Origin of the sequence: Flavobacterium sp. W22_SRS_FP1, assembly GCF_052113685.1 — a bacterium.
GTDB lineage: Bacteria > Bacteroidota > Bacteroidia > Flavobacteriales > Flavobacteriaceae > Flavobacterium.
Genome location: NZ_JBGQOE010000006.1, coordinates 1 through 23,013, shown reverse-complemented (window position 1 = coordinate 23,013; position 23,013 = coordinate 1). Strand labels below are relative to the sequence as shown.

Sequence of the window (23,013 nt, the reverse complement as noted above, 5' to 3'; positions counted from 1 at the left end):
TATTTGTATTAGAAATTAACGTTTAAACCTAACGTGAAAGTAATTGGTCTTGGATATAAGTTATTATCTATACCTCCAGAAATCTCCGGATCTAATCCGCTATAATTTGTAATCAACACAACATTTTGAGCTGCTAATGTCAATTTAACTAAAGAAGTTGCATTTGGCTTTTGATTAAAAGTATATCCTACACTAACATTATCCAATCTAATAAATGCTGCATCTTGAATATAATAATCAGATTCATATCTTTTAGTGTCCTGAGTAGTAAACCCTGTCTGTAAAATATTGACAACTCCATTAGACAAATCTGTTTCTCTTAACAAAATATTTTGAAAAGAACCTTTACTTGAATCAACATTATTGTAAATATAATTACCCCAAGAACCTCTCCAGCTCATTCCAAAATCAAAATTTTTATAAGTTACGCTTGTATTAAAACCGTAAAAAATATCCGCTGCTGGTTTATGAAAACGGTATTTATCTTGTTCTGTAATAATTCCATCTTTGTTTCTGTCGATATAAACTCCATCAAGTGGTTTTCCGTTTACACCATACGCTTGCTCATACACATAAAAAGAACTTGGCGCATAACCTACTTGGTGATTTTGAATTGTATTTCCTGTCGCTCCTTCATATCCCCCTACATTTATACCGGGAGTATTAGGTAATGTAGTTGTCAATTTAGTGATTTTGGAATCTTGAAAAGTTATATTTCCTCCAATAGACCATTCTAAATCATCTGTACGAACTGGAATAACATTTGCAGCTATTTCAATCCCTTTATTTTCAATAGTTCCGACATTGTAATTATCATAGTTAGAGAACCCAAAGAAAGATGGGTTTTGCGTATATAATAATAAATCTTTGGTGGTTCTTTTATACAAATCAACAGCACCAGTAATTCTATTATTAAAAAAACCGTAATCAAGTCCAGCATTTACAGTTGTTGTTTCCTCCCACTTTAAATTACTATTGTAAGGCTGTGGTCTGAAAGTATTATAAAAGACATTCCCAAATTGGTACTGTGCGGCGGTATTAGATATTAAGTACAATGGTATTGAGGGATAACTTACTCCAATATCCTGCTGACCCGTTACACCCCAACCTCCCCTAAGTTTCAGAGAAGAAATAACATTAAAGTCCTTCAAAAAACTTTCTTCATTCAATTTCCAAGCTAGTGCAACTGCAGGGAAATTAGCCCAACGGTTTGCCTCTGTGAATCTAGAAGTCCCGTCTCGTCTGTACGATAAAGTCAATAAATATTTATCCGCGATAGATATATTTGTCCTTGCAAAAAACGATTGAAGGTTTACGCGAGAAGGCACTGGCACCCCGTCAACAGTAATGTCGTTTTCAAAATTGTATGAAAAACCGTCATTAATATCTCTAAAATCTTGGTAAGAATACCCCGCAGTAAGATCAAACTGAGTATCGATAGACTCCGCTTTTGTACTATAGTTCAAATACAAATCCATCAATTTATTATTTCTTGAACCTGTATTTTCATAGGAGTTATTATATCCAGACCCAGGAAGTCCATTTAGATAATCTGCATCCGTATTACCAAATGATCTTCCGCTTAACTCATCATAACCAAAATTAGCTACAGCTTTTAATTCAGGTAAGAAGTGCATCTTATATTCTGTTTGAATATTTCCAATACTTCTATATGAAGTTCCAAAATTATTTTGCTGGTTCAAAATAGACAATGGATTTCTACCTGCCAATTGATTAATTTGAGTAGGCGAAGTAAACCATTGAAAATAAGTACCATCTTCATTCGTCACAACCTGCGTTGGATCAAAACTTATTGCAGATCCAATTGCACCACGATTACTATAATTACTTTTTATTAAGGAGGTATTGTTATTCAATTCTATTTTTAAATGGTTATCTAAGAAATTTCCTGTAACACTAACTCCAAGAGTTGACCTTTCCATATTGTCTCTTTTCAAGATACCGTTCAAATTAGCATAACCAACAGACGCTCTGTATACTATATTGTCTGTACCTCCGCTTAAAGCAATATTATGATCTGTTCCAATAGCCGTTCTGTAAATCTCATCTTGCCAATCTGTATCAGCAGCACCTACTAACGCTTGTTGAGCAGGAGTACCATTAGCGGTAATAAAGTCTCTAAATTGAGTAGGACTTAAGGCATCTACCTTCTTTGTGATTTCAGCAACTTGAAGGTTCCCGCTATAACTTACTTGTAAATCACCCGCTTTTCCTTTTTTGGTAGTAATAATAATTACCCCATTCGAAGCGCGAGAACCGTAAATAGCGGTTGCAGAAGCATCTTTCAAAACAGTGATAGATTCGATATTGTTTTGGTTGATTGTTGTCAATGGATTTCTTCCTCCGTTGATACCACCGGCCGCAACTGGAACATTATCAATGACATATAAAGGGTCATTATTTGCTGATAATGAAGAACCACTTCTAATTCTAATAGTCGCACCTTCTCCTGGAGAACCTCCTCCATTAATAACTTGTAAGCCAGCTACTTTACCTGTGATCATTTGATCTGCAGAAGTTACTGGTCCTTTATTAAAGTCTTCAGACGTCAAAACTGTTACCGCACCTGTTAAGTCTTTTTTCTTAACAGTACCATAACCCACTTGAATAACTACCTCTTTAAGCTGATTTTCATCTTCTCCTAAAGAAACAGTTAATGATTTTTGTCCGTTATAATTAATAACCGAATCCTTGTATCCAATAAAAGAAAAAACGACATTATCCCCTTTCTTTACATTTGATATCTGGAATTTCCCGTCAAAATCTGTCGAAACACCATTTGTCGTTCCTTGTATATTTACATTTACTCCTGGAATTGGCTGTCCTGAAACTTTATCAAGAACAGTCCCACTAAGAGTATTCTGAGCCAGAATACTAAAAGGCAGTAGCAGTAATAAAAATAACAACTTTTTATAAATTGTTTTCATACTTTTTGTTTAAATTAATTTGATTTTAGTGAATTTTACTCTTACTTCGAATGCTAAATTTATGTAAATATTAACACCTTCGACAAAGTCATTTTTTAATAGAGTTACGAAAACGTAATAGTGTTGAAAACTTTCTCGTTTATCTACATATTTCTGGGTTAAATTGCCATTAATAAAAACAAAACCTATCTTTATTGCGAATAATAAAATTAGCAATACCCACAATTATGAAAAGGAAAGTAACGCTCAAACAAATCGCAAAAGAACTTGATGTTTCCATTTCAACAGTATCTAAATCTCTCCGAAATAGTCCAGAAATAGGAGAAGAAACAAGGCTAAAAGTTCAGGCATTTGCCAAATTTTATCATTACAGACCCAACAATATTGCCCTTAGCTTAAAGAATCGAAAAACAAAAACAATAGGAATCATTATCCCAGAAATTGTGCATCACTTTTTCTCTACTGTGATCAACGGCGTAGAGCAGGTCGCTAATGAAAACGGATACAGTGTGATTATTTGCCTATCAGACGATTCGTTTGACAAAGAGGTTCTTAATATGGAAATGCTGGCGAATGGTAGCATTGACGGGTTCATCATGTCGTTATCAAAAGAAACACAGCAGAAAGGAGACTTCCATCACATTACAGAAGTAATAGACCAAGGAATGCCTGTCGTTATGTTTGACAGAGTAACTAATGAAATCTTTTGCGACAAAGTGATTATTGATGACAAACAGGCCGCCTATGAAGCAGTGCAAAGCCTAATAGACAAAGGAAAGAAGAAAATCGCCCTTGTTACGACTGTTGATTATGTAAGTGTAGGCAAACTCCGCACGGATGGATATACTAAAGCAATATTAGACAACAACCTTCCTTTCAACGAAAATCTAATTATCAAAATCGAGGATGTTGATACTTGTGAAATAATAATTGGTAAATTACTGGAAGACAAAGCTATTGATGCTGTTTTTGCAGTAAATGAACTTTTTGCAGTAACTATAATTAAAACCGCTGCCAAAATAGGATTAAATGTGCCTAAAGACCTAGCAGTAATCGCTTTCACCGACGGAATTATTTCAAAATATTCCACACCAACAATTACCACCGTTAGTCAAAGCGGAACAAAAATGGGAAATAAAGCGGCAAAAATGTTAATTGACAGATTAGAGGCGGAACAGGAAGACGATGAGGACGAAAATTATAAAACAGAAGTTATTGAAACTCATCTAATACAAAGGGAGTCCACAAATTGATTCATGACTAAATAGTGATCAGTATCAATTTGTGGGTGGCAATTTAAAACTTAAAACAAATAATTTTTCCTCACTAACCTAAACACCATATCCTACAAAAAACATACTTATTTCAATACTACAACCTTGTAGTTAAAAATATTTTCCATTATTTGTTTCCAAAAATCTAAAATGTAAAAAAAAAAATTATATTTACTTTCTCAAAACTTTTACTTTTACTTCGAAAATAAGATAAGTTTTGATAAGCATAGCGCTTATCGTATTAATTTTTTAATCTACGATAATGGAAAAGCGTAAATTAAGTTTCTGGCAAATTTGGAACATGAGTTTCGGGTTTCTGGGAATTCAAATGGGTTTTGCGTTGCAAAATTCGAATGTGAGCAGAATATTTCAAACTTTAGGTGCTAACATTGATGACATCCCTATTTTATGGGTTGCCGCTCCTATGACTGGCTTAATTATCCAACCAATTATTGGTTATTTTTCAGATAGAACCTGGACAAAATTAGGCCGAAGAAAACCCTATTTTTTAGCAGGTGCCATTTTAGCTTCGGCAGCTTTATTTATCATGCCTAATTCCCCAGCACTTTGGTTTGCAGCAGGAATGTTGTGGATTATGGATGCTTCTATCAATGTTTCTATGGAACCGTTTCGTGCTTTTGTTGGAGACAATCTTCCAGAAAAGCAACGTACAATGGGGTTCGCTATGCAAAGTTTTTTCATTGGTATTGGTGCTTACTTCGCATCAAAACTGCCTTTGATTTTTACCCATTTAGGTGTTGATAATACAGCCCCGCTTGGTATAATTCCTGATTCAGTGAAATACTCCTTCTATTTTGGTGGAATTGTATTTATCATAACTGTACTTTGGACCGTTATAACTTCTAAAGAATATTTGCCAGAAGAATTAGCTGCTTTTGAAAAGCACAAGGAAACCACTTTTACAAAAGAAGAACATTCTTCAGATTGGTTTGCATCAAATGGAAAATCGCATTTAAATAAAGGAATACTATTTCTAATTATAAGTACTCTATTCTCGTTTGTCATCTATAATTTTGATCTAAAGAAAGACTTATATGTTCTATCAATTGGATTAATTGGATTGGGTGGATTAGCAATGCTGGCTTCCGGATTAATGCAAAAAGCAAATAATACCGAAAATGGATTCGTAACCATTATGAATGATTTTCAGTTCATGCCAAAAATCATGAAACAATTGGCTTGGGTACAATTCTTCTCTTGGTTTGCGCTTTTCTCCATGTGGATTTACACTACGTTAGCCGTTACACAACACATTTATGGCACAACGGACACAACATCTGAAGCTTACAATACGGGTGCGAATCAAGTAGGTGAAATGTTTGCTAATTATAATTTAATTGCTGCAATCGCCTCTTTTCTATTGCCATTATTAGCAAAATATACGAGTCGAAAATTCACTCATTTTGTCGCACTTGTCTGCGGAGGACTTGGACTTATATCTGTTTATTTTATTACTGAACCCACGGCATTCACTATGGAATGGCTTCCCATGATTGGTGTTGGAATTGCTTGGGCAAGTATATTATCAATACCCTACGCCATGTTATCTGGCTCACTGCCATCTAACAAAATGGGATATTACATGGGAGTTTTCAACTTCTTCATCGTAATCCCGCAATTAGTTGCTGCATCCATTTTAGGATTTTTAGTTTCTAAATTTTTTGACAACGAACCCATCTATGCACTTTTGATTGGTGGAGCATCAATGATCCTAGCCGGAATTATAGCTCTTACCATTAATGACGAAACAAAAATTACAATAAATGAATAAGAAAGCATTCATCTTCGACCTTGACGGAGTAATCGTAGATACCGCCAGATACCATTATTTAGCTTGGCAAAAAATAGCAGCTGAATTAAACATAAATTTCACACTTGAACACAACGAACTTTTAAAAGGAGTAAGCCGCGTGCGCTCTCTTGATATCATTTTAGAATTAGGAAAAGTAGAAGCTTCGCAAGAAGACAAAAACAGATGGCTAGTTCAAAAAAACGCAGAATACCTATCCTATTTGGTGGATATGGACCAAAGCGAAGTTTTACCAGGAGTTATCGGTATGTTGAAATTTTTGAAAGAGAAAAACCAAGCTATAGCCTTGGGTTCAGCAAGTAAAAATGCTAGACCTATTTTGGAAAAAACAGGCATTATGCAATATTTCGACGTTATCGTTGATGGAAATGATGTTACCAATGCAAAACCAGATCCTGAAGTTTTCCTAATTGCTGCCAAATTATTGGGAGCAAAACCAGAAGACGCTATTGTTTTTGAAGATTCAGTTGCAGGAGTACAAGCAGCTAATATTGGAAACATGACAAGCATTGGAATAGGCGAAGAAACAACACTGTATGAAGCAAAATATATTTATTCAGATTTTACCCATATAGATATGAGTTTCATTGAAGGATTAATAAATAGATAGAATAAAAAGAAAAGAGAATCAAGAGGTTGTAGAAACTGTCATCAACTTCTAAACCTTAAACTTTTTAAACTTTAAAAAAAAGAAAAGAATGAACCAAGATTATATAAAACCAGACAATTGGTCCATCATCGAAGAGGGATTTGATGCAGAAAGTGTAAAGTCATCTGAAAGTCTTTTTAGTATTGGAAACGGCGCTATGGGACAACGTGCCAATTTTGAAGAAAGTTACACCGGAAAAACTTTTCAAGGAAGTTATATTGCAGGAATCTACTACCCAGATAAAACAAAAGTGGGTTGGTGGAAAAATGGATACCCTGAATATTTCGCAAAAGTTTTAAATGCACCAAACTGGATTGGAATTGACATTGAAATAAACGGAGAAATTTTAGATCTAAATACTTGTACCGAGGTACGCCATTTTCGCCGTGAATTAAACATGAAAGAAGGCTGGTACAACCGTTCATTTGAAGCAAAACTAAAAAACGGAACTGAAATAGATGTTAATATAACCCGTTTCCTTTCGATAACTTTAGATGAAGTTGGAATCATTAATTATGAAATCACCCCTTTAAACAAGGATGCTAAAATAGTATACAAGCCTTATATTGATGCTGGCGTTACTAACGAAGATGCCAACTGGGACGAAAAATTCTGGGAACCACTTGAAGTAAAACATACCGGTAATGAAGCTTTTGTTACAGCACAAACTTTTAAGACTCATTTTAAAGTCACTACTTTTATGCAAAACAGCATTTTAGAAAATGGCCGAAACTTAAATCTTTCCCCAGCTAACTTTGACACAAGCACGGATAAAATTCAAAGCCGTTATGATGTGATTGTAGCACAAGGGCAAAAATCATCTATTCAGAAAATAGGTGGATATACCGTTTCTTTAAACCATAACAATACGCTGACGGCTGCCGAAAAAGCAATCCAATTAGCGCTGACAAAAGGATACGGTCAATTGCTACAAGATCAGATTGATGCATGGGCAAAAATCTGGGAAATGTCAGACATAACGATCGATGGTGACGTAAAAGCACAGCAAGGAATACGCTTCAATATTTTTCAACTAAACCAAACTTACCTTGGGAAGGACAGCCGCTTAAACATTGGACCAAAAGGCTTTACCGGTGAAAAATATGGAGGTTCCACTTACTGGGATACCGAAGCCTATTGCATCCCGTTTTACATGGCTACCAAAGATCAGGAAGTGGCACGAAACTTATTGACCTATCGTTACAATCACTTGGACAAAGCCATAGAGAACGCCGAGAAAAACCTAGGCTTCAAAGACGGAGCAGCGCTCTACCCAATGGTCACTATGAATGGTGAAGAATGCCATAACGAATGGGAAATTACCCACGAAGAAATTCACAGAAATGGCGCCATTGCTTTTGCAATCTTCAATTACCACCGTTTTACAGGCGACTACTCTTATATTCCTGAAAAAGGATTAGAAGTTTTAATTGGAATTGCACGCTTTTGGCACCAAAGAGCCAACTTCTCCAAAGACAAAAATCAATATGTTATTCTTGGGGTTACAGGGCCCAATGAATATGAGAACAATATCAATAATAATTTCTACACCAATTACATTGCAAAATGGTGTATTGATTATGCATATGAACAAATTCAGAAAGTATCGCTGGAGTACCCTGCAGACCATAAACGCATCATTGAGAAAGTAAAACTAGCAGATGCCGAACTTCAAGAATGGAAAAAAGTGGCAGACAATATGTACTTCGCCAAATCGGAAGAACTAGGTATTTATTTACAGCAAGATGGCTTCTTAGATAAAGATTTAGTTCCCGTAAAAGATTTAGATCCTTCGCAAAGACCAATTAACCAAAAATGGTCTTGGGACAGAGTTTTACGTTCTCCATATATCAAACAAGCAGATGTATTGCAGTGTTTCTATTTCTTTGAAGAGCATTTCTCCAAAGAAGAATTGAAACGTAATTTTGAATTTTACGAATCCTTTACGGTTCATGAAAGTTCACTTTCCCCATGCGTACATTCTATTCAAGCAGCTGCGCTAGACAAAATGGACATGGCATATACTTTTTACCTGAGAACATCCCGTTTAGATCTCGATGACTACAATAAAGAAGTCGAAGAAGGTTGCCATATTACCTCTATGGCTGGAACATGGATGAGTATCGTTGAAGGCTTTGGTGGAATGCGTGTAAAAAATAACAAACTACACTTCTCTCCAAAAATTCCCAAGGAATGGAAAGCGTATTCCTTTAAAATCAATTTTAGAGGGCAGATTTTAAAAGTAGACATCAATCATGACGGAACTACTTTTTCTGTAGACGGAACCCAAGAATTAACACTTATAGTAAATGACAAAAGTGTTGTGGTATTTCCAGATAATAAAGTTACCCTAAATTAAATTGTAAAGAACTTGTAGATAATTCCTTCTTTGCAAGGCCCAGAAAGCCACCAAACAATCCCAATTTGATTGGGATTGTTTATTAAAATAAATCAATGATAATCAAAATGTGCCTATTTATGAATAAATTTGACTCCGTACTAATCAAAAAGACAGACTTCCTAAAAAGAATAACCTTATTACTTTTTTTTATGTCTCTAACCATAAACGCCCAAATAGACAAAATCGAACCTCCCTTTTGGTTTGCAGGAATGCATAATCCCGAAGTGCAAATTATGTTCTATGGTAAAGACATTGCACAATATCAAGTTGCAACAACAAATTCAATTGCGATAACTGATATTAAAAGAACAGAAAATCCAAACTATCTTTTCGTCACCTTCAACACCGAGGGCACCGAAGCAACTACGATTGATTTTCTATTTAAAAAAGATGACAAAGTAGCTTTTACACAAAAATACACTCTAAAACAAAGACGACAAAATTCAGCACAACGCAAAGGTTTTGATGCTTCGGATATGATATACCTCATTATGCCAGACCGTTTTGCTAATGGTAATCCAAAAAATGATAGCAGTAGAGACACCCAAGAAAAATCAGACAGGAATTTACCTGGAGGGCGACACGGTGGCGACATAGAAGGAATTATAAAAAATCTAGATTATATTTCTTCCTTGGGAGCAACTGCCATTTGGAGCACGCCACTTTCCGAAGACAATGACAAAGCATTTTCCTACCATACTTATGCGCAATCTGATGTGTATAAAATAGATCCCCGTTATGGAACTAACGAAGATTATAAAAGACTAGCTTCAGAACTTCATAAAAAAGACATGAAATTAGTTATGGATTATGTAACTAATCACTGGGGAATTGAACATTGGATGATGAAAGACCTACCTACTAATGACTGGATTCACCAATTCGAAAATTTTACACAAACCAATCATAAAAGATCAACTATCAATGACATCAATGCATCAAAAATTGACAGAGACATTTGTCTTGATGGTTGGTTTGTATCTACGATGCCTGATTTAAACCAGAAAAACCCGTTAGTTTTAAACTATTTAAAACAAAATGCCATTTGGTGGATTGAGTATGCAGATTTAGATGGTTTTAGAGTAGACACTTATAACTATTCAGACCCCGAAGGAATAGCGGCTTGGACAAAATCGATTACTGATGAATATCCAAATTTCAACATTGCAGGGGAAATCTGGATGCACAACCAAGCACAAATGGCCTATTGGCAAAAAGACAGTAAAATTGGCGGGATACAAAATTACAATTCAAACCTCCCAACGGTAATGGATTTCACTTTGCATGATGCATTAGGGACCGTTTTCAATGAAGATGACGGAAGTTGGGACACGGGAATGGTAAAAATTTACGATAATTTCTCCAATGACTTTTTGTATCCGAATCCAAATAATATTTTGGTTTTTGCTGAAAACCATGACACAAACCGCATCAATGAAGTCTATAAAAATGATTTCAAAAAATATCAGATGACAATGGCTTTGATTGCTACTGTGAGAGGGATTCCTCAATTGTATTACGGTAGCGAAATTGGAATGAGTGGAGACAAAGACAAAGGAGATGCTGATATTCGCCAAGATTTCCCCGGAGGTTGGCTTGGTGACCAAAACAATGCCTTTATAAAAGAAGGCCGAACAGAATTGCAAAACGAATATTTTGATTTCACTTCAAAATTATTCAATTGGAGGAAAACCAATGAAGCAGTTCATTTTGGAAAAATGACTCATTACATCCCTGAAAACAATGTATATGTTTATTTTAGATATACTGCCGAAAAAACGGTAATGGTACTTATCAATAATAGTCATGACCACCAAACTATAAAAACAAATCGTTTTCAAGAAAATATAAAAAACTACCAAAACGGGAAAGATATTTTGACTGACAATTCGTATGATATATCTACTGAAATCGCTATTGATAGTAAATCAGTTTTGATATTAGAGTTAAAATAGTTCTAGATTCTTAACATCCCAATAAATCGCCTACTTTTCACTTTTTAAATAAAAACATGAAAAAAATTTCAGCCTTTTTTTTACTACTAACAATGGTCTTCTTTGTAAGTTGTTCTGGTACAAAAACAATTACCAATAAAAAAACAAAAACCCCTTTCGTTTGGGAAGCAGCCAGCGTTTACTTCCTAATGACAGACCGTTTCAATAACGGAGATCCATCAAATGATTTAAACTTTGACAGAAACAAAAAGACCGGAAAACTTCGTGGTTTTGAAGGTGGCGATATCATAGGAATTTCTAAAAAAATCGATGAAGGCTATTTTGATAAATTAGGAATCAATGCTATTTGGTTTACACCAATAGTGGAACAAATACATGACGCAGTTGATGAAGGAACTGGATTAAGCTATGCTTTTCATGGTTATTGGGCTAGAGACTGGACGGCATTAGACCCTAATTTTGGAACAAAAGAAGACTTAGCCGCCTTGGTTAAAAAAGCACATGCTCATGGCATCCGCATCATTCTTGACGGCGTAATTAACCATACAGGACCAGTCACAGCTGCTGATACTGTATGGCCTTCAGACTGGGTAAGAACAGGACCACAATGTGACTATAAATCATTTGAAACCACGACGGCTTGTACCTTGGTAAAAAACCTACCAGATATAAAAACGGAGAGTGCCCAAGAAGTGTCGCTTCCGCCTTTTTTAATCAAAAAATGGAAGAAAGAAGGTCGTTACGAAAAAGAAGTGGCTTCACTAGACGCTTTTTTTGAAAGAACTGGCTATGCTAGAACGCCAAAAAATTACATCATCAAATGGTTGACAGATTATATTACGGAATATGGAATTGATGGTTATAGAGCCGATACCGTAAAACATACAGAAGCTTCGGTTTGGGCCGATTTTAAAACTCAATGCGATTATGCTTTTGCCAATTGGAAAAAAAATAATCCAAGTCAAGTATTCGACAACAATCCCTTTTACACTATTGCCGAAGTGTATAATTACAGCATCAGTGCAGGCAAATATTTTGATTTTGGAGACAAAAAAGTAAACTATTATGACAATGGTTTTAACAATATGATCAACTTCGAATTCAAATGGGATGCGAAAAAAGACTATGAATTCATCTTCTCTAAATATTCTAAAATATTGAATGAAGAATTAAAAGGATCAAGTGTTTTAAACTATTTGTCTTCTCATGATGACGGCGGTCCATTTGACGCAGCAAGAACTAAAAACAAAGAAACAGCGACAAAATTATTACTTTCTCCAGGTCTGGCGCAAGTATTTTACGGCGACGAATCAGCTCGCTCTTTAATTGTTGAAGGAACCGAAGGCGATGCTACTTTGCGTTCTTTTATGAATTGGGAAGATATTCAGTCGAATCCATCTACACAAAAGGCTCTTTTACATTGGCAAAAACTGGGACAATTCAGGAGAGACCATCCCTCTATCGGAGCGGGAATTCACAAAGAAATCACCGCCCAACCCTATACTTTTTCAAGGACTTTCTCTAAAGGAAGTTTCGCAGACCAAGTAGTTATAGGATTGGATTTACCAATAGGCAAAAAAGAACTTTCAGTTGGAACTATATTTGCTGAGGGCACAAAATTAAAAGATGCCTATTCCGGAAAAGAAACTACCGTTTCAAATGAGAAAATAAGTATCGAGACGGATTTTGACATTGTATTATTGGAATACTCTCAAAAGGAAAGGTAGCAAAAACCGGAAAAACAGACTACTTTTTAATTTTTAGGTACTGAGTGGTCAATATTTTCAATGTTTAAATAAAAAATACCAAAACGTCTTTAGAAATAAAGGCGTTTTTATTTTAGCTACCTTTGTAAAAAATCAATCCAATGCTAAAAATTGGTCATCGTGGAGCAAGAGGTTACGAACCAGAGAATACTTTACTAGGTTTTCAAAAAGCAATTGAGCTGCGTGTTGACCAAATTGAATTGGATGTTCATTTGAGCTCAGATAATGAGTTAATGGTTATTCATGATGAAACCATTGATAGAACTACCAACGGAACGGGCTTTGTAAATTGGTTTTCTTTACAGGAATTGAAAGATTTCCGAATGGAAAAAGAACAACAAATTCCAACTCTACCAGAAGTATTAGATCTGATCGACCAAAAGTGCTCAATTAATATCGAATTAAAGAGCTACGAAACTGCCGATAAAGTGGTGGAATTAATTGAACAATATGTTTTAGAAAAAAAGTGGAAATTCAATCAATTTTTGGTTTCTAGTTTTGATTGGAATGCGTTACAACAAGTAGCTTTTTCGAATCCAGAGATTTCTATAGGCGTATTAACTGAAACTGATTTGGATCTGGCCTTGGCTTTCGCCAAAGTTATCCAGGCAAAATCTATTCATCCCTATTTTCATTTGTTAACCAAAGATAATACTGCCAGTATGCAGGAAGAAGGTTTTCAAATATTTCCTTGGACAGTGAATGAAATTGAAGACATAGAAAGAATAAAAACGTATGACGTAGATGGGATCATCTCTGATTTCCCAGATAGATTATAAATTTTGCGAATAGCAAAACAATAGCAATATGAATCAAGATTTTGATATAATAATAGTAGGTGGCGGTGCGGCAGGATTTTTTACAGCCATTAATATAGTAGAGAAAAACCCCAAACTAAAAGTAGCCATCTTAGAACGTGGTGCCGAAGTATTGAATAAAGTTCGCATTTCAGGCGGTGGAAGATGCAATGTTACGCACGCTTGTTTTGAACCTAATGAATTGGTTAAATACTATCCCCGCGGCGAGAAAGAATTGCGTGGCCCTTTCCATCAATTTTCTTCTGGCGACACCATCGAATGGTTTGAAAAACACGGCGTGGAACTGAAAATTGAAGAGGACGGCAGAATGTTCCCCGTTTCAAATTCATCGCAAACCATAATCGATTGCTTCCTTGTGGCAACCCAGAAATTAGGGATAAAAGTTTTAACGGGACAAAGCGTGCAATCTATTTTCAAAAAAGAAAGTGTTTGGAAAATAGAAACACAAAACGAAAATTATATTGCCGAAAAATTAATTCTCGCAACTGGAAGCAACCCTAAAATATGGGAAATGCTGCAAACTTTTGGGCACGCAGTTGTCAGTCCAGTTCCATCCCTTTTTACCTTCAATATCAAAGATCCCAGAATCAAGGAACTACCGGGTGTGGCAGCACAGGTTACGGTAAAAGTAAAAGACAGCAAACTAGAATCGACGGGGCCTTTATTGATTACGCACTGGGGAATGAGCGGCCCTGCCGTATTGAAACTTTCCGCTTGGGGTGCTAGAATACTGCATGACAAAAACTATCAGTTTACCATATTTGTGAATTGGCTGAATGATATTGACACTGAAGATGCGGAGAAAAAACTAAAGGAACTAAAACAAGAACACGCCAAAAAAGCCGTGTCCAAAAAATCCCATTTTGACTTCCCGAACCGTTTATGGGAAAGTTTAGTGTTAGCTTCAGGAATCGAAACCGAAACCAAATGGGCCGATCTGTCCAAAACACAACTGCAAAACCTATCCAATCAATTGACGAACGGAACGTTCCAAGTCAACGGCAAAAGCACTTTTAAAGAAGAATTTGTAACCGCCGGCGGAATTAACCTGAAGGAAATCAACTTCAAAACCATGCAAAGCAAATTGCACGAAAATCTGTATTTTGCCGGTGAAATTGTAAATATTGATGCCATTACGGGCGGATTTAATTTCCAAAATGCGTGGACGAGCGGGTTTATATTGGCGAATGCTATATGAGTATTACAACATAATTACTACCCCGCAAACCTTACCGTCGAATACAGAAAACAAATACTGTCAATTATTTATTCAGCCACCAGATACTGGCATTCAAAACCATTGCAAAACTAACCCAAGCCAAGTATGGAAGGAACAAATAACCCGCAATTTTATTGATTTTATAAAATTGAGTATAGGTTTCGAGTATCATTAACCATAGTAAAACAATCTCAATGCCTGCCAGCATGGGATTGTGCAACCCAAAGAACAAATAAGACCACAAAGCATTTAAGGCTAATTGTATGGCAAAAACCACCAAAGCTTTTTTGACAACTTCGGTATTTGATTCTATTCGGTCCCAAACTAATCCTGCAGCAATCCCAATCATTATATACAGCGTACTCCATACTGGCGCAAAAACCCAATTAGGGGGGTTAAAACTCGGTTTTACCAAGGTTGGATACCAAGTAATAATTGCAGAACGAGTAACCATTCCTGAAAAATACCCGACAACAAGACAAGTTACAACAACAGTAAGAATTTTAGTGATTCTATTCATTTTGACAATTTTCAATTTTGCCCAAAATTAAACAAAAACTTTAGACTGATTCAACAAATAAACAAATACACGGATAAAGCAAAAAAAGTATCTTTGCACAAATTATAAAACACATGTTTTCAGCAAAAGACTTTATTCCAACCCAATATTCTCATTCTATTGAACGTGGCGATTTCCAGTGGAGCGCTCCCAGTAATATAGCTCTCGTTAAATATTGGGGAAAAAAGGACAACCAGATTCCGGCAAACCCTTCAGTTAGTTTTACTTTGAACAATTGCAAAACCATAACCAAGTTGGCTTTCGCCAAAAAGGACATTTCGACTCCACTAAATGTAACGAATACTAATTTCTCATTTGACTTGCTATTCGAGGGGAAGCCAAAAGAAGATTTCAAACCAAAGATCCAGAAATTCCTAGAGCGTATCGAAATCTATTTGCCTTTTCTAAAAGACTACCATTTTACTATAGATACCGAGAATACTTTTCCTCACAGTTCGGGAATTGCGTCTTCGGCATCAGGAATGGCCGCTTTAGCTATGAATTTCATGAGCTTGGAGAAAGCCCTAAATCCTGAAATGACAGAGGAATACTTTTTTAAAAAAGCCTCTTTCCTAGCTCGTTTAGGTTCAGGCAGCGCTTGTAGAAGTGTAAAAGGACAAGTAGTTGTTTGGGGAAATCAAGAAAACATTAAAGGTAGTTCTGATTTGTTTGGAGTGGAATTCCCCAATGTTATACATGCTAATTTCAAAAATTTCCAAGACACTATCTTGCTAGTTGACAAAGGCGAGAAACAAGTTTCGAGTACCATAGGCCATGATTTGATGCACAGTCATCCTTATGCCGAAAGACGTTTTGCGCAAGCACATGAAAATTTGGATCAACTAATTGCCATCTTTGAAAGTGGCGATTTAGGGGAGTTCATAAAAGTAGTCGAAAGTGAAGCTTTGACTTTGCATGCGATGATGATGACCTCAATGCCCTACTTCATCTTGATGAAACCAAACACCTTACAGATCATCAATGCGATTTGGAAATTCCGCAATGAGAGTAAAATCCCTGTTTGTTTTACGCTCGATGCTGGAGCCAATGTTCATGTTTTATATCCCGAAAATGTTAGCGATGCAGTTTTACAATTTATTAAGGACGAATTAGTTGGCTTTTGCCAAAATGGGCAGTACATTTATGACGAAATAGGAAATGGAGCTACATCAATACATTAATTATCATTATATTTACGAACCACTTCTACTTCAAGCGTTAACCTAGATCAATTACATTATATGAAAGGACCTTTATTTTACTCAAAAATATTACTTTTTGGAGAATACGGCATTATACGTGACTCTAAGGGTTTATCGATTCCTTATAATTTTTATAATGGTGCTTTGAAAAGAAATGAAGACCCATCTCCAGAAGCGATTGCATCAAATGCAAGTTTGAAGCGTTTTGCTATTTATCTAGAAATTTTACAAAATGAACAGCTTGACTTAGTTACCTTCGACCTAAAAGCTTTAAAAAGTGACGTTGAAACTGGGATGTATTTTGATTCTAGTATTCCACAGGGCTATGGTGTGGGGAGTAGCGGGGCTTTAGTTGCTGCTATTTATGATAAATACGCACAAGACAAAATTACGGTTCTAGAGAACCTGACTCGCGAAAAGCTTTTACAATTAAAAAACATATTCTCTCAAATGGAAAGCTTTTTTCACGGAAAAAGTTCTGGTCTTGATCCTTTAAACAGCTATTTAAGCATTCCTATTTTAATCAATTCCAAAGATAATATTGAAGCAACTGGCATTCCTAATCAAACTTTGGACGGAAAAGGTGCTGTGTTCTTGCTAGACTCCGGAATTGTAGGGGAAACAGCTCCGATGGTTACCATATTTATGGAAAACCTTAAAGACAAAGGTTTCCGTGCCATGCTGAAAAATCAGTTTGTAAAATATACCGATGCTTGTGTTGAAAATTTTCTTGGTGGCGACATGAAGTCTTTATTCATGAACACTAAAAAATTGTCTAAAGTAGTTTTGAATAATTTTAAACCGATGATTCCAGAGCAGTTTCATGCCATTTGGCAGAAAGGAATTGACACTAATGATTACTATTTAAAATTGTGTGGTTCTGGTGGTGGTGGCTATATTTTAGGTTTTACCGAGGACATGGAACGTGCCAGAATATCTTTGAAGGACTACAAATTAGAAGTCGTATACCAATTCTAAAACAAGCTTATATTTTTTGTATAGTTCAATTTTACAAAACAATTTTAAACTTTAAACTTTACAAATGTTAAGCAGAAAAAACAAACTATTAATACTAAAAATTGCGAGTTTGTTTTCTGTAGTCAGAGGCTATAACATTCCAATCATTATTTTAGCGCAGTATTTATCAGCCATTTTCATTTTGGCACCAGAAAAAGGAGCCCTAAACATTTTATTGGATTTCGATTTGTTTTTACTCGTTTTCGCCTCTTCTTTGACAATTGCATCTGGTTATATCATCAACAATTTTTACGACAGCCAAAAGGATTTAATTAACCGACCTAACAAATCCATGTTGGATCGTTTAGTCAGCCAGAAAACAAAATTGACGGTTTATTTTTCGTTAAATTTCACGGTTGCATCAATGGCTATGTTTGTTTCATGGCGCGCTTTTTTATTTTTTTCAAGTTATATATTCCTGATTTGGTTTTACTCCCATAAAATAAAAAAATACCCTGTAGTGGGAAATCTAACGGCTGCACTAATGGCAGTCGTTCCATTTTTTGCCATACTCCTGCATTACTACAACGGCTTGACATTTGAAGAAATAGAAAATTACAAAGGCCACTTTGCCGTAATTTTTACACATGCCAGTTTTCTTTTCCTCCTGCTACTTGTGCGAGAGATGATCAAGGATTTAGAAAACATAAAGGGTGATTTGGCAAGCGGTTACAGAACTATTCCTATTCTTTACGGGGAGGAGCTATCTAAAAAGATTATCACGGGATTAACTACTTTAACGGTATTTCCTATTTACATTTTGATCGATATATATGACGTGGGCTACATGGATATTTATTTTTATTCTTGTTTGATTGTATTGATCTTCTTTTTACTCTATTTATCGAAATCCGAAAAGAAAGAGCAGTACCTTCTGCTACATAACATACTCAAATTCATAATCGTCGCTGGAGTATTTTGTATCGTACTCATCGACCCATCCGTTTTGTGGAATGGTAAAAGAATGCTGATGCTGGCCTAAAACGGCACTTCATTTACCATACTTCAGAGAACAAAATACTAACATTCAACAAAATCCAGAAAGAATCCTAGGTTTTAGCCCCGATAGCAGCGGCATCCTTTTTTTAGGCGATTTTTCTTCGCCATAAAAAAGATACAGCGAATAGCGGGAAATAGCTCCTCAAAAACTTTATCGCTATCCTATCAATCCGCTTCTTAATTAGACACTTAGCGTTTTTATAATCTCAATTATCGATTAGCTATTATATAAATACTATCTTTGCACAAATTATGGAATATTATGAATAATAAGGAAGGCAATAATAAAAAAAGCGGTGCTAGACCAACAAGTTCTAGACCTAGCTCGAACAAGCCAAAACCTGCGATGCAAAAAAGGGCACAAGGGCCAAAAAAAGTAAAAATAAATACTAAAGTTGCAGAAGTTGTTACTGATAAAGTGGAGAAAAAACCAAATCAGGCACCAAAGAGACCAAAAGTAAAAGATGAAATTCGTCTTAATAAATATATCGCCAATTCTGGTGCTTGCTCAAGACGTGACGCGGATATTTACATCACATCTGGGAATGTAAAAGTAAACGGGATTCCAGTTGTTGAAATGGGATATATGGTGAAACCAGGAGATGTGGTGAATTTTGATGGAGCTGTTTTGACTCCAGAGAAAAAAGTATATATCTTATTGAACAAGCCTAAAAACTTTACAACGGCACTTGATGAAGGTCAAGAATACCGTAATGTAATGGAATTAGTTCGTGGATCAACCAATGCAAAAATTGGAGCTATTGGGAGAATGGACAAAAACACTACAGGTCTATTGTTGTTTACAAACGACACTGATATGATCCGTAAGTTTACTTTACCAAGCCAAAAATCATCTAAAATCTACCAAGTTTCGTTAGATAAAAATTTGAAATTTGAAGATTTAGAAAAGATAAACAAAGGTCTTACCCTTGATGGTCACCGTGTTTTTGTTGAAGACGTTAGTTATATTGACGGAGAAGCAAAAAGCGAAATTGGCTTGAAATTAAGATCATCTAACGTGAAAGTAGTTCGTTCTATTTTTGAGCACTTTAGTTATGATGTTTTGAGAATTGACAGAGTTGCTTTTGCAGGTTTGACTAAAAAGAATTTACCTAGAGGAAACTGGAGAATGCTTACTGATCAAGAAATTATAAACTTGAAGAACGTTTAACAGTCGCTGAGATTATAAAATAAAAATCCCTTTCGCATTAGCGAAATGGGATTTTTTTACTTAAAACCTATTACTATTATGACTGCTGAAAAATTGCAAACAATCGCTTTTAAATGGTTTGAGACCTTTAACAATAAAGAGCTAGAAAAGCTATTATCATTATATGATGAGGATGCATCACATTTTAGTCCTAAATTAAAAATACATAAACCAGAAACAAATGGCTTTGTAACCGGCAAAGAGGCTTTGCGCGAATGGTGGCAAGATGCTTTTGATCGATTACCCAGTTTAAAATACAAAGTGACCTCGCTTACTGCAAATGAGGACCGCGTTTTTATGGAATACATAAGAACCGTAGATAATGAGGATGACATGCTTGTTGCTGAAGTTTTGGATATTAAAGAAAACAAAATCATTGCTTCTCGAGTATACCACGGGTAATATTTTTGGAAAAAATAAATGTAAAACTTGTAATAATAGAGTAGATTTACTCATCACTAAATCAAAACCTTATGAAAATAAAATTTTCTATTTTAATTGCCCTCCTTGTTTCTTTATTAGTAGTTAACTGCAAGTCCAAAGAACAAGATTTCACTAGTATAACAAAAAGTTATTTTGACGATAAAAATGCGCTTGATCCTTTGGGTGCAACGCAAAACGGCCAAAATGAATACAACGATCAGTTGCAGTTTGAAATGACTGATAGCTACAGAAAAGCGCAGCTTGCCTTTTTTGATAAATATGAAACTACATTATCTTCGATAGACGAAAAACAACTTTCTGAAGAAGAACAAAACAGTTACAAAATTATAAAATGGGAAATAGAAGTTGGAAAAAAATTGTTAAAACAACCCACTAACCTAATGCCTATCCATCAATTTTGGGGAACTCATCTGACGATGGGCCAATACGCAGGTGGAACTAGTGGCCAACCTTTTAAAACTGAAAAAGATTACACCAATTTCTTAACAAGAATGGACAAATACAGCATTTGGATTGATTCGGCTCTAGTTTATATGAAAAAGGGAATTGAAAAAGGATCTGTATTACCAAAATCCTTAACGGAGAAAGTGATTCCTCAGTTTGCCGAAATGGCAACTCCAAATATAGAAGATAATTTATTTTATTCTTCTATAAAATTGATGCCTGCTACATTTTCTGATGAAGTAAAAAAAGACCTGACGGCAAAATATACTGCAGAGATCAATAACAAATTGATACCCCAATTTAAAAAAATGTCTGATTTTCTTGAAAACGAATACCTACCTGCTTCTAGAGCTACAAGCGGAATAGGAAGTTTGGCTTTTGGAAAAGAACTATATGCCGCTTATGTAAAACAATGGACGACTACTGAAATGACGCCTGAAGCAATTCACGAACTAGGACTAAAAGAAGTGGCTAGAATCCATTCTGAAATGGAGAAAGTTAAAACTCAAGTTGGATTTAAAGGAACTCTGATGGAGTTTTTTGATTATGTAAGAAACAAACCAGAGCTAAAACCATTCTCAACACCAGAAGAAGTCATTGCCAATTTTGAAAGAATTCATAGTATCATAAAGCCAAATGTGGACAAATTGTTCTCTTTACAGCCCAAAACAAAATTTGAAATAAGAAGAACTGAAGCATTTAGAGAAAAAACTGCGAGTGCAGAATACATGCAAGGTACCGCAGATGGTTCCCGTCCTGGTGTTTTTTATGTTCCCATCCCAGATGTAAAGGAATACAATATGTACGGTGATGAAGATTTATTTTTACACGAAGCTATTCCTGGACATCACTTTCAAATTTCCTTACAACAAGAGAACACTTCATTACCCGATTTCAGAAAATTCAATTGGTTTGGCGCATATGGCGAGGGTTGGGCCCTATATACAGAAAGTTTAGGAAAAGAATTAGGCTTGTATAAAGATCCATATCAGTATTTTGGGAATTTAGGAAACGAAATGCATAGAGCGGTACGATTAGTAGTCGATACAGGATTGCACAGTAAAGGCTGGACGAGAGAGCAAGCTATCAAATACTCTATGGAAAATGAGGCTGAAAGTGAATCTGGAATCACCACTGAAATAGAACGCTATATGGCTATTCCTGGACAAGCCTTGTCTTACAAAATAGGGCAGTTAAAAATAATGGAGCTACGTAAAAGAGCACTAGACAAAATGGGAGCTAAATTTGATATCAAAAAATTCCATGAAAAAGTACTGGAATCTGGTGGAATGCCATTGGCTTTATTAGAAAAGAAAATAGATGCTTGGATTGGAGAAAAATAGATCCAATTTCTAGTCTAACAGAACGGCAAAAAGTCTCATTGTATAAACAATGAGACTTTTTTTTACTCAATAAACCAAGGTTTGTATTGCGTGTGGAAGAATGGTGACCGATGCCGATTCACTACCTACACATAAATTATATGTTGCTTCCTTATCGCTTTGATTCATCACAACCGTAATTACTTTCCCATCCTCATTAACAAATGAAGTCGTTATTAATTGACTGCGACTGGAAACACTACTAATTCTTTTAGCATTCGGTCTGATAAATTTTGAGAAATGACCAATATAATAATAAGACGGAGTATATATTAATTCACCTGTTACCGTATTAGCATGAATGGGTGCAAAACAAAAATTCCCAACGTGGTTAGGGCCTCCATTTTGATCTAACAAAATATTCCAGTCTGTCCATGCAACAGTACCATTACTAAAATCATTGATCATAGATCGACCGTAACGTTCTCCATTTGCCCAAAGCTGATATTTATTCGAATCAAATTTCTCTACACAACCTTCTGTGAATATCAAGTTTTTTGTAGGATATGCTTCTTGTACTTTTTTAACATTTTCGAACATAGGCTCTCCTCCGGTCCAATTTTCATACCAATGAAACCCCATTCCCCATGCATACTTTGAAGCTTCCGGGTCATCAAAAATAACATTTGCCCTGTGATTCATTAAATCACGGTTGTGATCCCAAACGATAATTTTCTTATCCCCTAGTCCTGACTTCTCCATGGTGGGACCTAGGTAATCTTTAAGAAAATCTCTTTCCTCTTCTGCAGTATAAATACAGGACTCCCATCTTTGGGTCGCCATTGGTTCATTCTGAATCGTCATTCCCCAAATAGGAATTCCTTCTTTCTCATAGGCTTTTATAAATTTAGCATAGTAATTTGCCCAAGGCTGGTCAAACTCCCGTTTCAATTTC

At 35.6% G+C, this 23,013-nt stretch carries 17 protein-coding genes; 14 read left to right on the top strand and 3 right to left on the bottom strand.

All coding sequences use genetic code 11. The features are described from left to right. Window positions 1-8: 8 nt before the first annotated feature. Window positions 9-2,948 (bottom strand): SusC/RagA family TonB-linked outer membrane protein, encoded by a 2,940-nt coding sequence (locus ACEN2H_RS05275; RefSeq protein ID WP_441731095.1) that lies wholly within the window; start codon window positions 2,946-2,948, stop codon window positions 9-11. A 227-nt stretch (window positions 2,949-3,175) separates the two neighbouring features. Between ACEN2H_RS05275 and ACEN2H_RS05270 the strand changes: the two genes are divergently transcribed. The 8 genes from ACEN2H_RS05270 to ACEN2H_RS05235 all read left to right on the top strand — a co-directional run bounded on the left by ACEN2H_RS05270 (window position 3,176) and on the right by ACEN2H_RS05235 (window position 14,840). Continuing rightward, entirely contained in the window at window positions 3,176-4,201 is a 1,026-nt protein-coding gene (locus ACEN2H_RS05270) for a LacI family DNA-binding transcriptional regulator (RefSeq protein ID WP_441731093.1), read from the top strand. 283 nt (window positions 4,202-4,484) lie between these two features. Beyond that, entirely contained in the window at window positions 4,485-6,014 is a 1,530-nt protein-coding gene (locus tag ACEN2H_RS05265) for an MFS transporter (RefSeq protein ID WP_441731091.1), read from the top strand. Next, window positions 6,007-6,663 carry a beta-phosphoglucomutase gene (gene pgmB / locus ACEN2H_RS05260; protein ID WP_441731089.1) on the top strand — a complete coding sequence of 219 codons (657 nt, stop codon included), beginning with the start codon at window positions 6,007-6,009 and terminating at the stop codon, window positions 6,661-6,663. The genes ACEN2H_RS05265 and pgmB overlap by 8 nt, the downstream gene beginning before the upstream one ends. A gap of 88 nt (window positions 6,664-6,751) precedes the next feature. Then, window positions 6,752-9,061, top strand: coding sequence for a glycoside hydrolase family 65 protein (locus ACEN2H_RS05255; protein WP_441731087.1), 2,310 nt, complete (start codon window positions 6,752-6,754; stop codon window positions 9,059-9,061). Window positions 9,062-9,180: 119 nt separating this feature from the next. Then, window positions 9,181-11,058, top strand: coding sequence for a glycoside hydrolase family 13 protein (locus ACEN2H_RS05250; RefSeq protein WP_441731085.1), 1,878 nt, complete (start codon window positions 9,181-9,183; stop codon window positions 11,056-11,058). A gap of 56 nt (window positions 11,059-11,114) precedes the next feature. Further along, the gene (locus tag ACEN2H_RS05245) at window positions 11,115-12,785 is read left to right on the top strand and encodes an alpha-amylase family glycosyl hydrolase (RefSeq protein ID WP_441731083.1); all 1,671 of its coding nucleotides are present in this window, start codon (window positions 11,115-11,117) and stop codon (window positions 12,783-12,785) included. Window positions 12,786-12,925: 140 nt separating this feature from the next. After that, window positions 12,926-13,603, top strand: a complete 678-nt coding sequence (locus ACEN2H_RS05240; RefSeq protein ID WP_441731082.1) for a glycerophosphodiester phosphodiesterase — start codon at window positions 12,926-12,928, stop codon at window positions 13,601-13,603. A 28-nt stretch (window positions 13,604-13,631) separates the two neighbouring features. Continuing rightward, entirely contained in the window at window positions 13,632-14,840 is a 1,209-nt protein-coding gene (locus ACEN2H_RS05235) for an NAD(P)/FAD-dependent oxidoreductase (RefSeq protein WP_441731080.1), read from the top strand. Window positions 14,841-14,904: 64 nt separating this feature from the next. Here the strand turns inward: ACEN2H_RS05235 and ACEN2H_RS05230 are convergent, their stop codons facing one another. Next, on the bottom strand, window positions 14,905-15,381 hold the full coding sequence (locus tag ACEN2H_RS05230) for a TspO/MBR family protein (RefSeq protein WP_441731078.1): 477 nt from the start codon (window positions 15,379-15,381) through the stop codon (window positions 14,905-14,907). A 113-nt stretch (window positions 15,382-15,494) separates the two neighbouring features. On the opposite strand from ACEN2H_RS05230, the gene ACEN2H_RS05225 reads away from it, so the two are divergent. The 6 genes from ACEN2H_RS05225 to ACEN2H_RS05200 all read left to right on the top strand — a co-directional run bounded on the left by ACEN2H_RS05225 (window position 15,495) and on the right by ACEN2H_RS05200 (window position 22,079). Further along, complete coding sequence (locus ACEN2H_RS05225) at window positions 15,495-16,601, top strand: diphosphomevalonate/mevalonate 3,5-bisphosphate decarboxylase family protein (protein WP_441731077.1); 1,107 nt, start codon at window positions 15,495-15,497, stop codon at window positions 16,599-16,601. Between the two features lie 60 nt (window positions 16,602-16,661). Next, window positions 16,662-17,600: a mevalonate kinase family protein gene (locus ACEN2H_RS05220; RefSeq protein WP_441731075.1), complete on the top strand. Its 939-nt coding sequence runs from the start codon at window positions 16,662-16,664 to the stop codon at window positions 17,598-17,600. Window positions 17,601-17,664: 64 nt separating this feature from the next. Then, window positions 17,665-18,621 (top strand): geranylgeranylglycerol-phosphate geranylgeranyltransferase, encoded by a 957-nt coding sequence (locus ACEN2H_RS05215; protein WP_441731073.1) that lies wholly within the window; start codon window positions 17,665-17,667, stop codon window positions 18,619-18,621. Between the two features lie 279 nt (window positions 18,622-18,900). Then, the gene (locus ACEN2H_RS05210; protein ID WP_441731071.1) at window positions 18,901-19,809 is read left to right on the top strand and encodes a pseudouridine synthase; all 909 of its coding nucleotides are present in this window, start codon (window positions 18,901-18,903) and stop codon (window positions 19,807-19,809) included. A gap of 78 nt (window positions 19,810-19,887) precedes the next feature. Further along, complete coding sequence (locus ACEN2H_RS05205) at window positions 19,888-20,250, top strand: nuclear transport factor 2 family protein (protein ID WP_441731069.1); 363 nt, start codon at window positions 19,888-19,890, stop codon at window positions 20,248-20,250. A 71-nt stretch (window positions 20,251-20,321) separates the two neighbouring features. After that, a complete protein-coding gene (locus tag ACEN2H_RS05200; RefSeq protein ID WP_441731068.1) occupies window positions 20,322-22,079 on the top strand; it encodes a DUF885 domain-containing protein in 1,758 nt (585 codons plus the stop codon). A gap of 66 nt (window positions 22,080-22,145) precedes the next feature. Here ACEN2H_RS05200 and ACEN2H_RS05195 read toward each other — a convergent pair. Next, a partial coding sequence (locus ACEN2H_RS05195; RefSeq protein WP_441731066.1) for a glycoside hydrolase family 30 protein occupies window positions 22,146-23,013 on the bottom strand: 868 nt, incomplete at its 5' end.

What these genes read in the sequence shown, in the direction of transcription:
- ACEN2H_RS05205 (WP_441731069.1), top strand. Translation starts at nt 19,888, where the DNA reads ATGACTGCTGAAAAATTGCAAACAATCGCTTTTAAATGGTTTGAGACC.
- ACEN2H_RS05230 (WP_441731078.1), bottom strand. Translation starts at nt 15,381, where the DNA reads ATGAATAGAATCACTAAAATTCTTACTGTTGTTGTAACTTGTCTTGTT.
- ACEN2H_RS05225 (WP_441731077.1), top strand. Translation starts at nt 15,495, where the DNA reads ATGTTTTCAGCAAAAGACTTTATTCCAACCCAATATTCTCATTCTATT.
- ACEN2H_RS05255 (WP_441731087.1), top strand. Translation starts at nt 6,752, where the DNA reads ATGAACCAAGATTATATAAAACCAGACAATTGGTCCATCATCGAAGAG.
- ACEN2H_RS05215 (WP_441731073.1), top strand. Translation starts at nt 17,665, where the DNA reads ATGTTAAGCAGAAAAAACAAACTATTAATACTAAAAATTGCGAGTTTG.
- ACEN2H_RS05200 (WP_441731068.1), top strand. Translation starts at nt 20,322, where the DNA reads ATGAAAATAAAATTTTCTATTTTAATTGCCCTCCTTGTTTCTTTATTA.
- pgmB (WP_441731089.1), top strand. Translation starts at nt 6,007, where the DNA reads ATGAATAAGAAAGCATTCATCTTCGACCTTGACGGAGTAATCGTAGAT.
- ACEN2H_RS05210 (WP_441731071.1), top strand. Translation starts at nt 18,901, where the DNA reads ATGAATAATAAGGAAGGCAATAATAAAAAAAGCGGTGCTAGACCAACA.
- ACEN2H_RS05275 (WP_441731095.1), bottom strand. Translation starts at nt 2,948, where the DNA reads ATGAAAACAATTTATAAAAAGTTGTTATTTTTATTACTGCTACTGCCT.
- ACEN2H_RS05245 (WP_441731083.1), top strand. Translation starts at nt 11,115, where the DNA reads ATGAAAAAAATTTCAGCCTTTTTTTTACTACTAACAATGGTCTTCTTT.
- ACEN2H_RS05250 (WP_441731085.1), top strand. Translation starts at nt 9,181, where the DNA reads ATGAATAAATTTGACTCCGTACTAATCAAAAAGACAGACTTCCTAAAA.
- ACEN2H_RS05265 (WP_441731091.1), top strand. Translation starts at nt 4,485, where the DNA reads ATGGAAAAGCGTAAATTAAGTTTCTGGCAAATTTGGAACATGAGTTTC.
- ACEN2H_RS05270 (WP_441731093.1), top strand. Translation starts at nt 3,176, where the DNA reads ATGAAAAGGAAAGTAACGCTCAAACAAATCGCAAAAGAACTTGATGTT.
- ACEN2H_RS05220 (WP_441731075.1), top strand. Translation starts at nt 16,662, where the DNA reads ATGAAAGGACCTTTATTTTACTCAAAAATATTACTTTTTGGAGAATAC.
- ACEN2H_RS05235 (WP_441731080.1), top strand. Translation starts at nt 13,632, where the DNA reads ATGAATCAAGATTTTGATATAATAATAGTAGGTGGCGGTGCGGCAGGA.
- ACEN2H_RS05240 (WP_441731082.1), top strand. Translation starts at nt 12,926, where the DNA reads ATGCTAAAAATTGGTCATCGTGGAGCAAGAGGTTACGAACCAGAGAAT.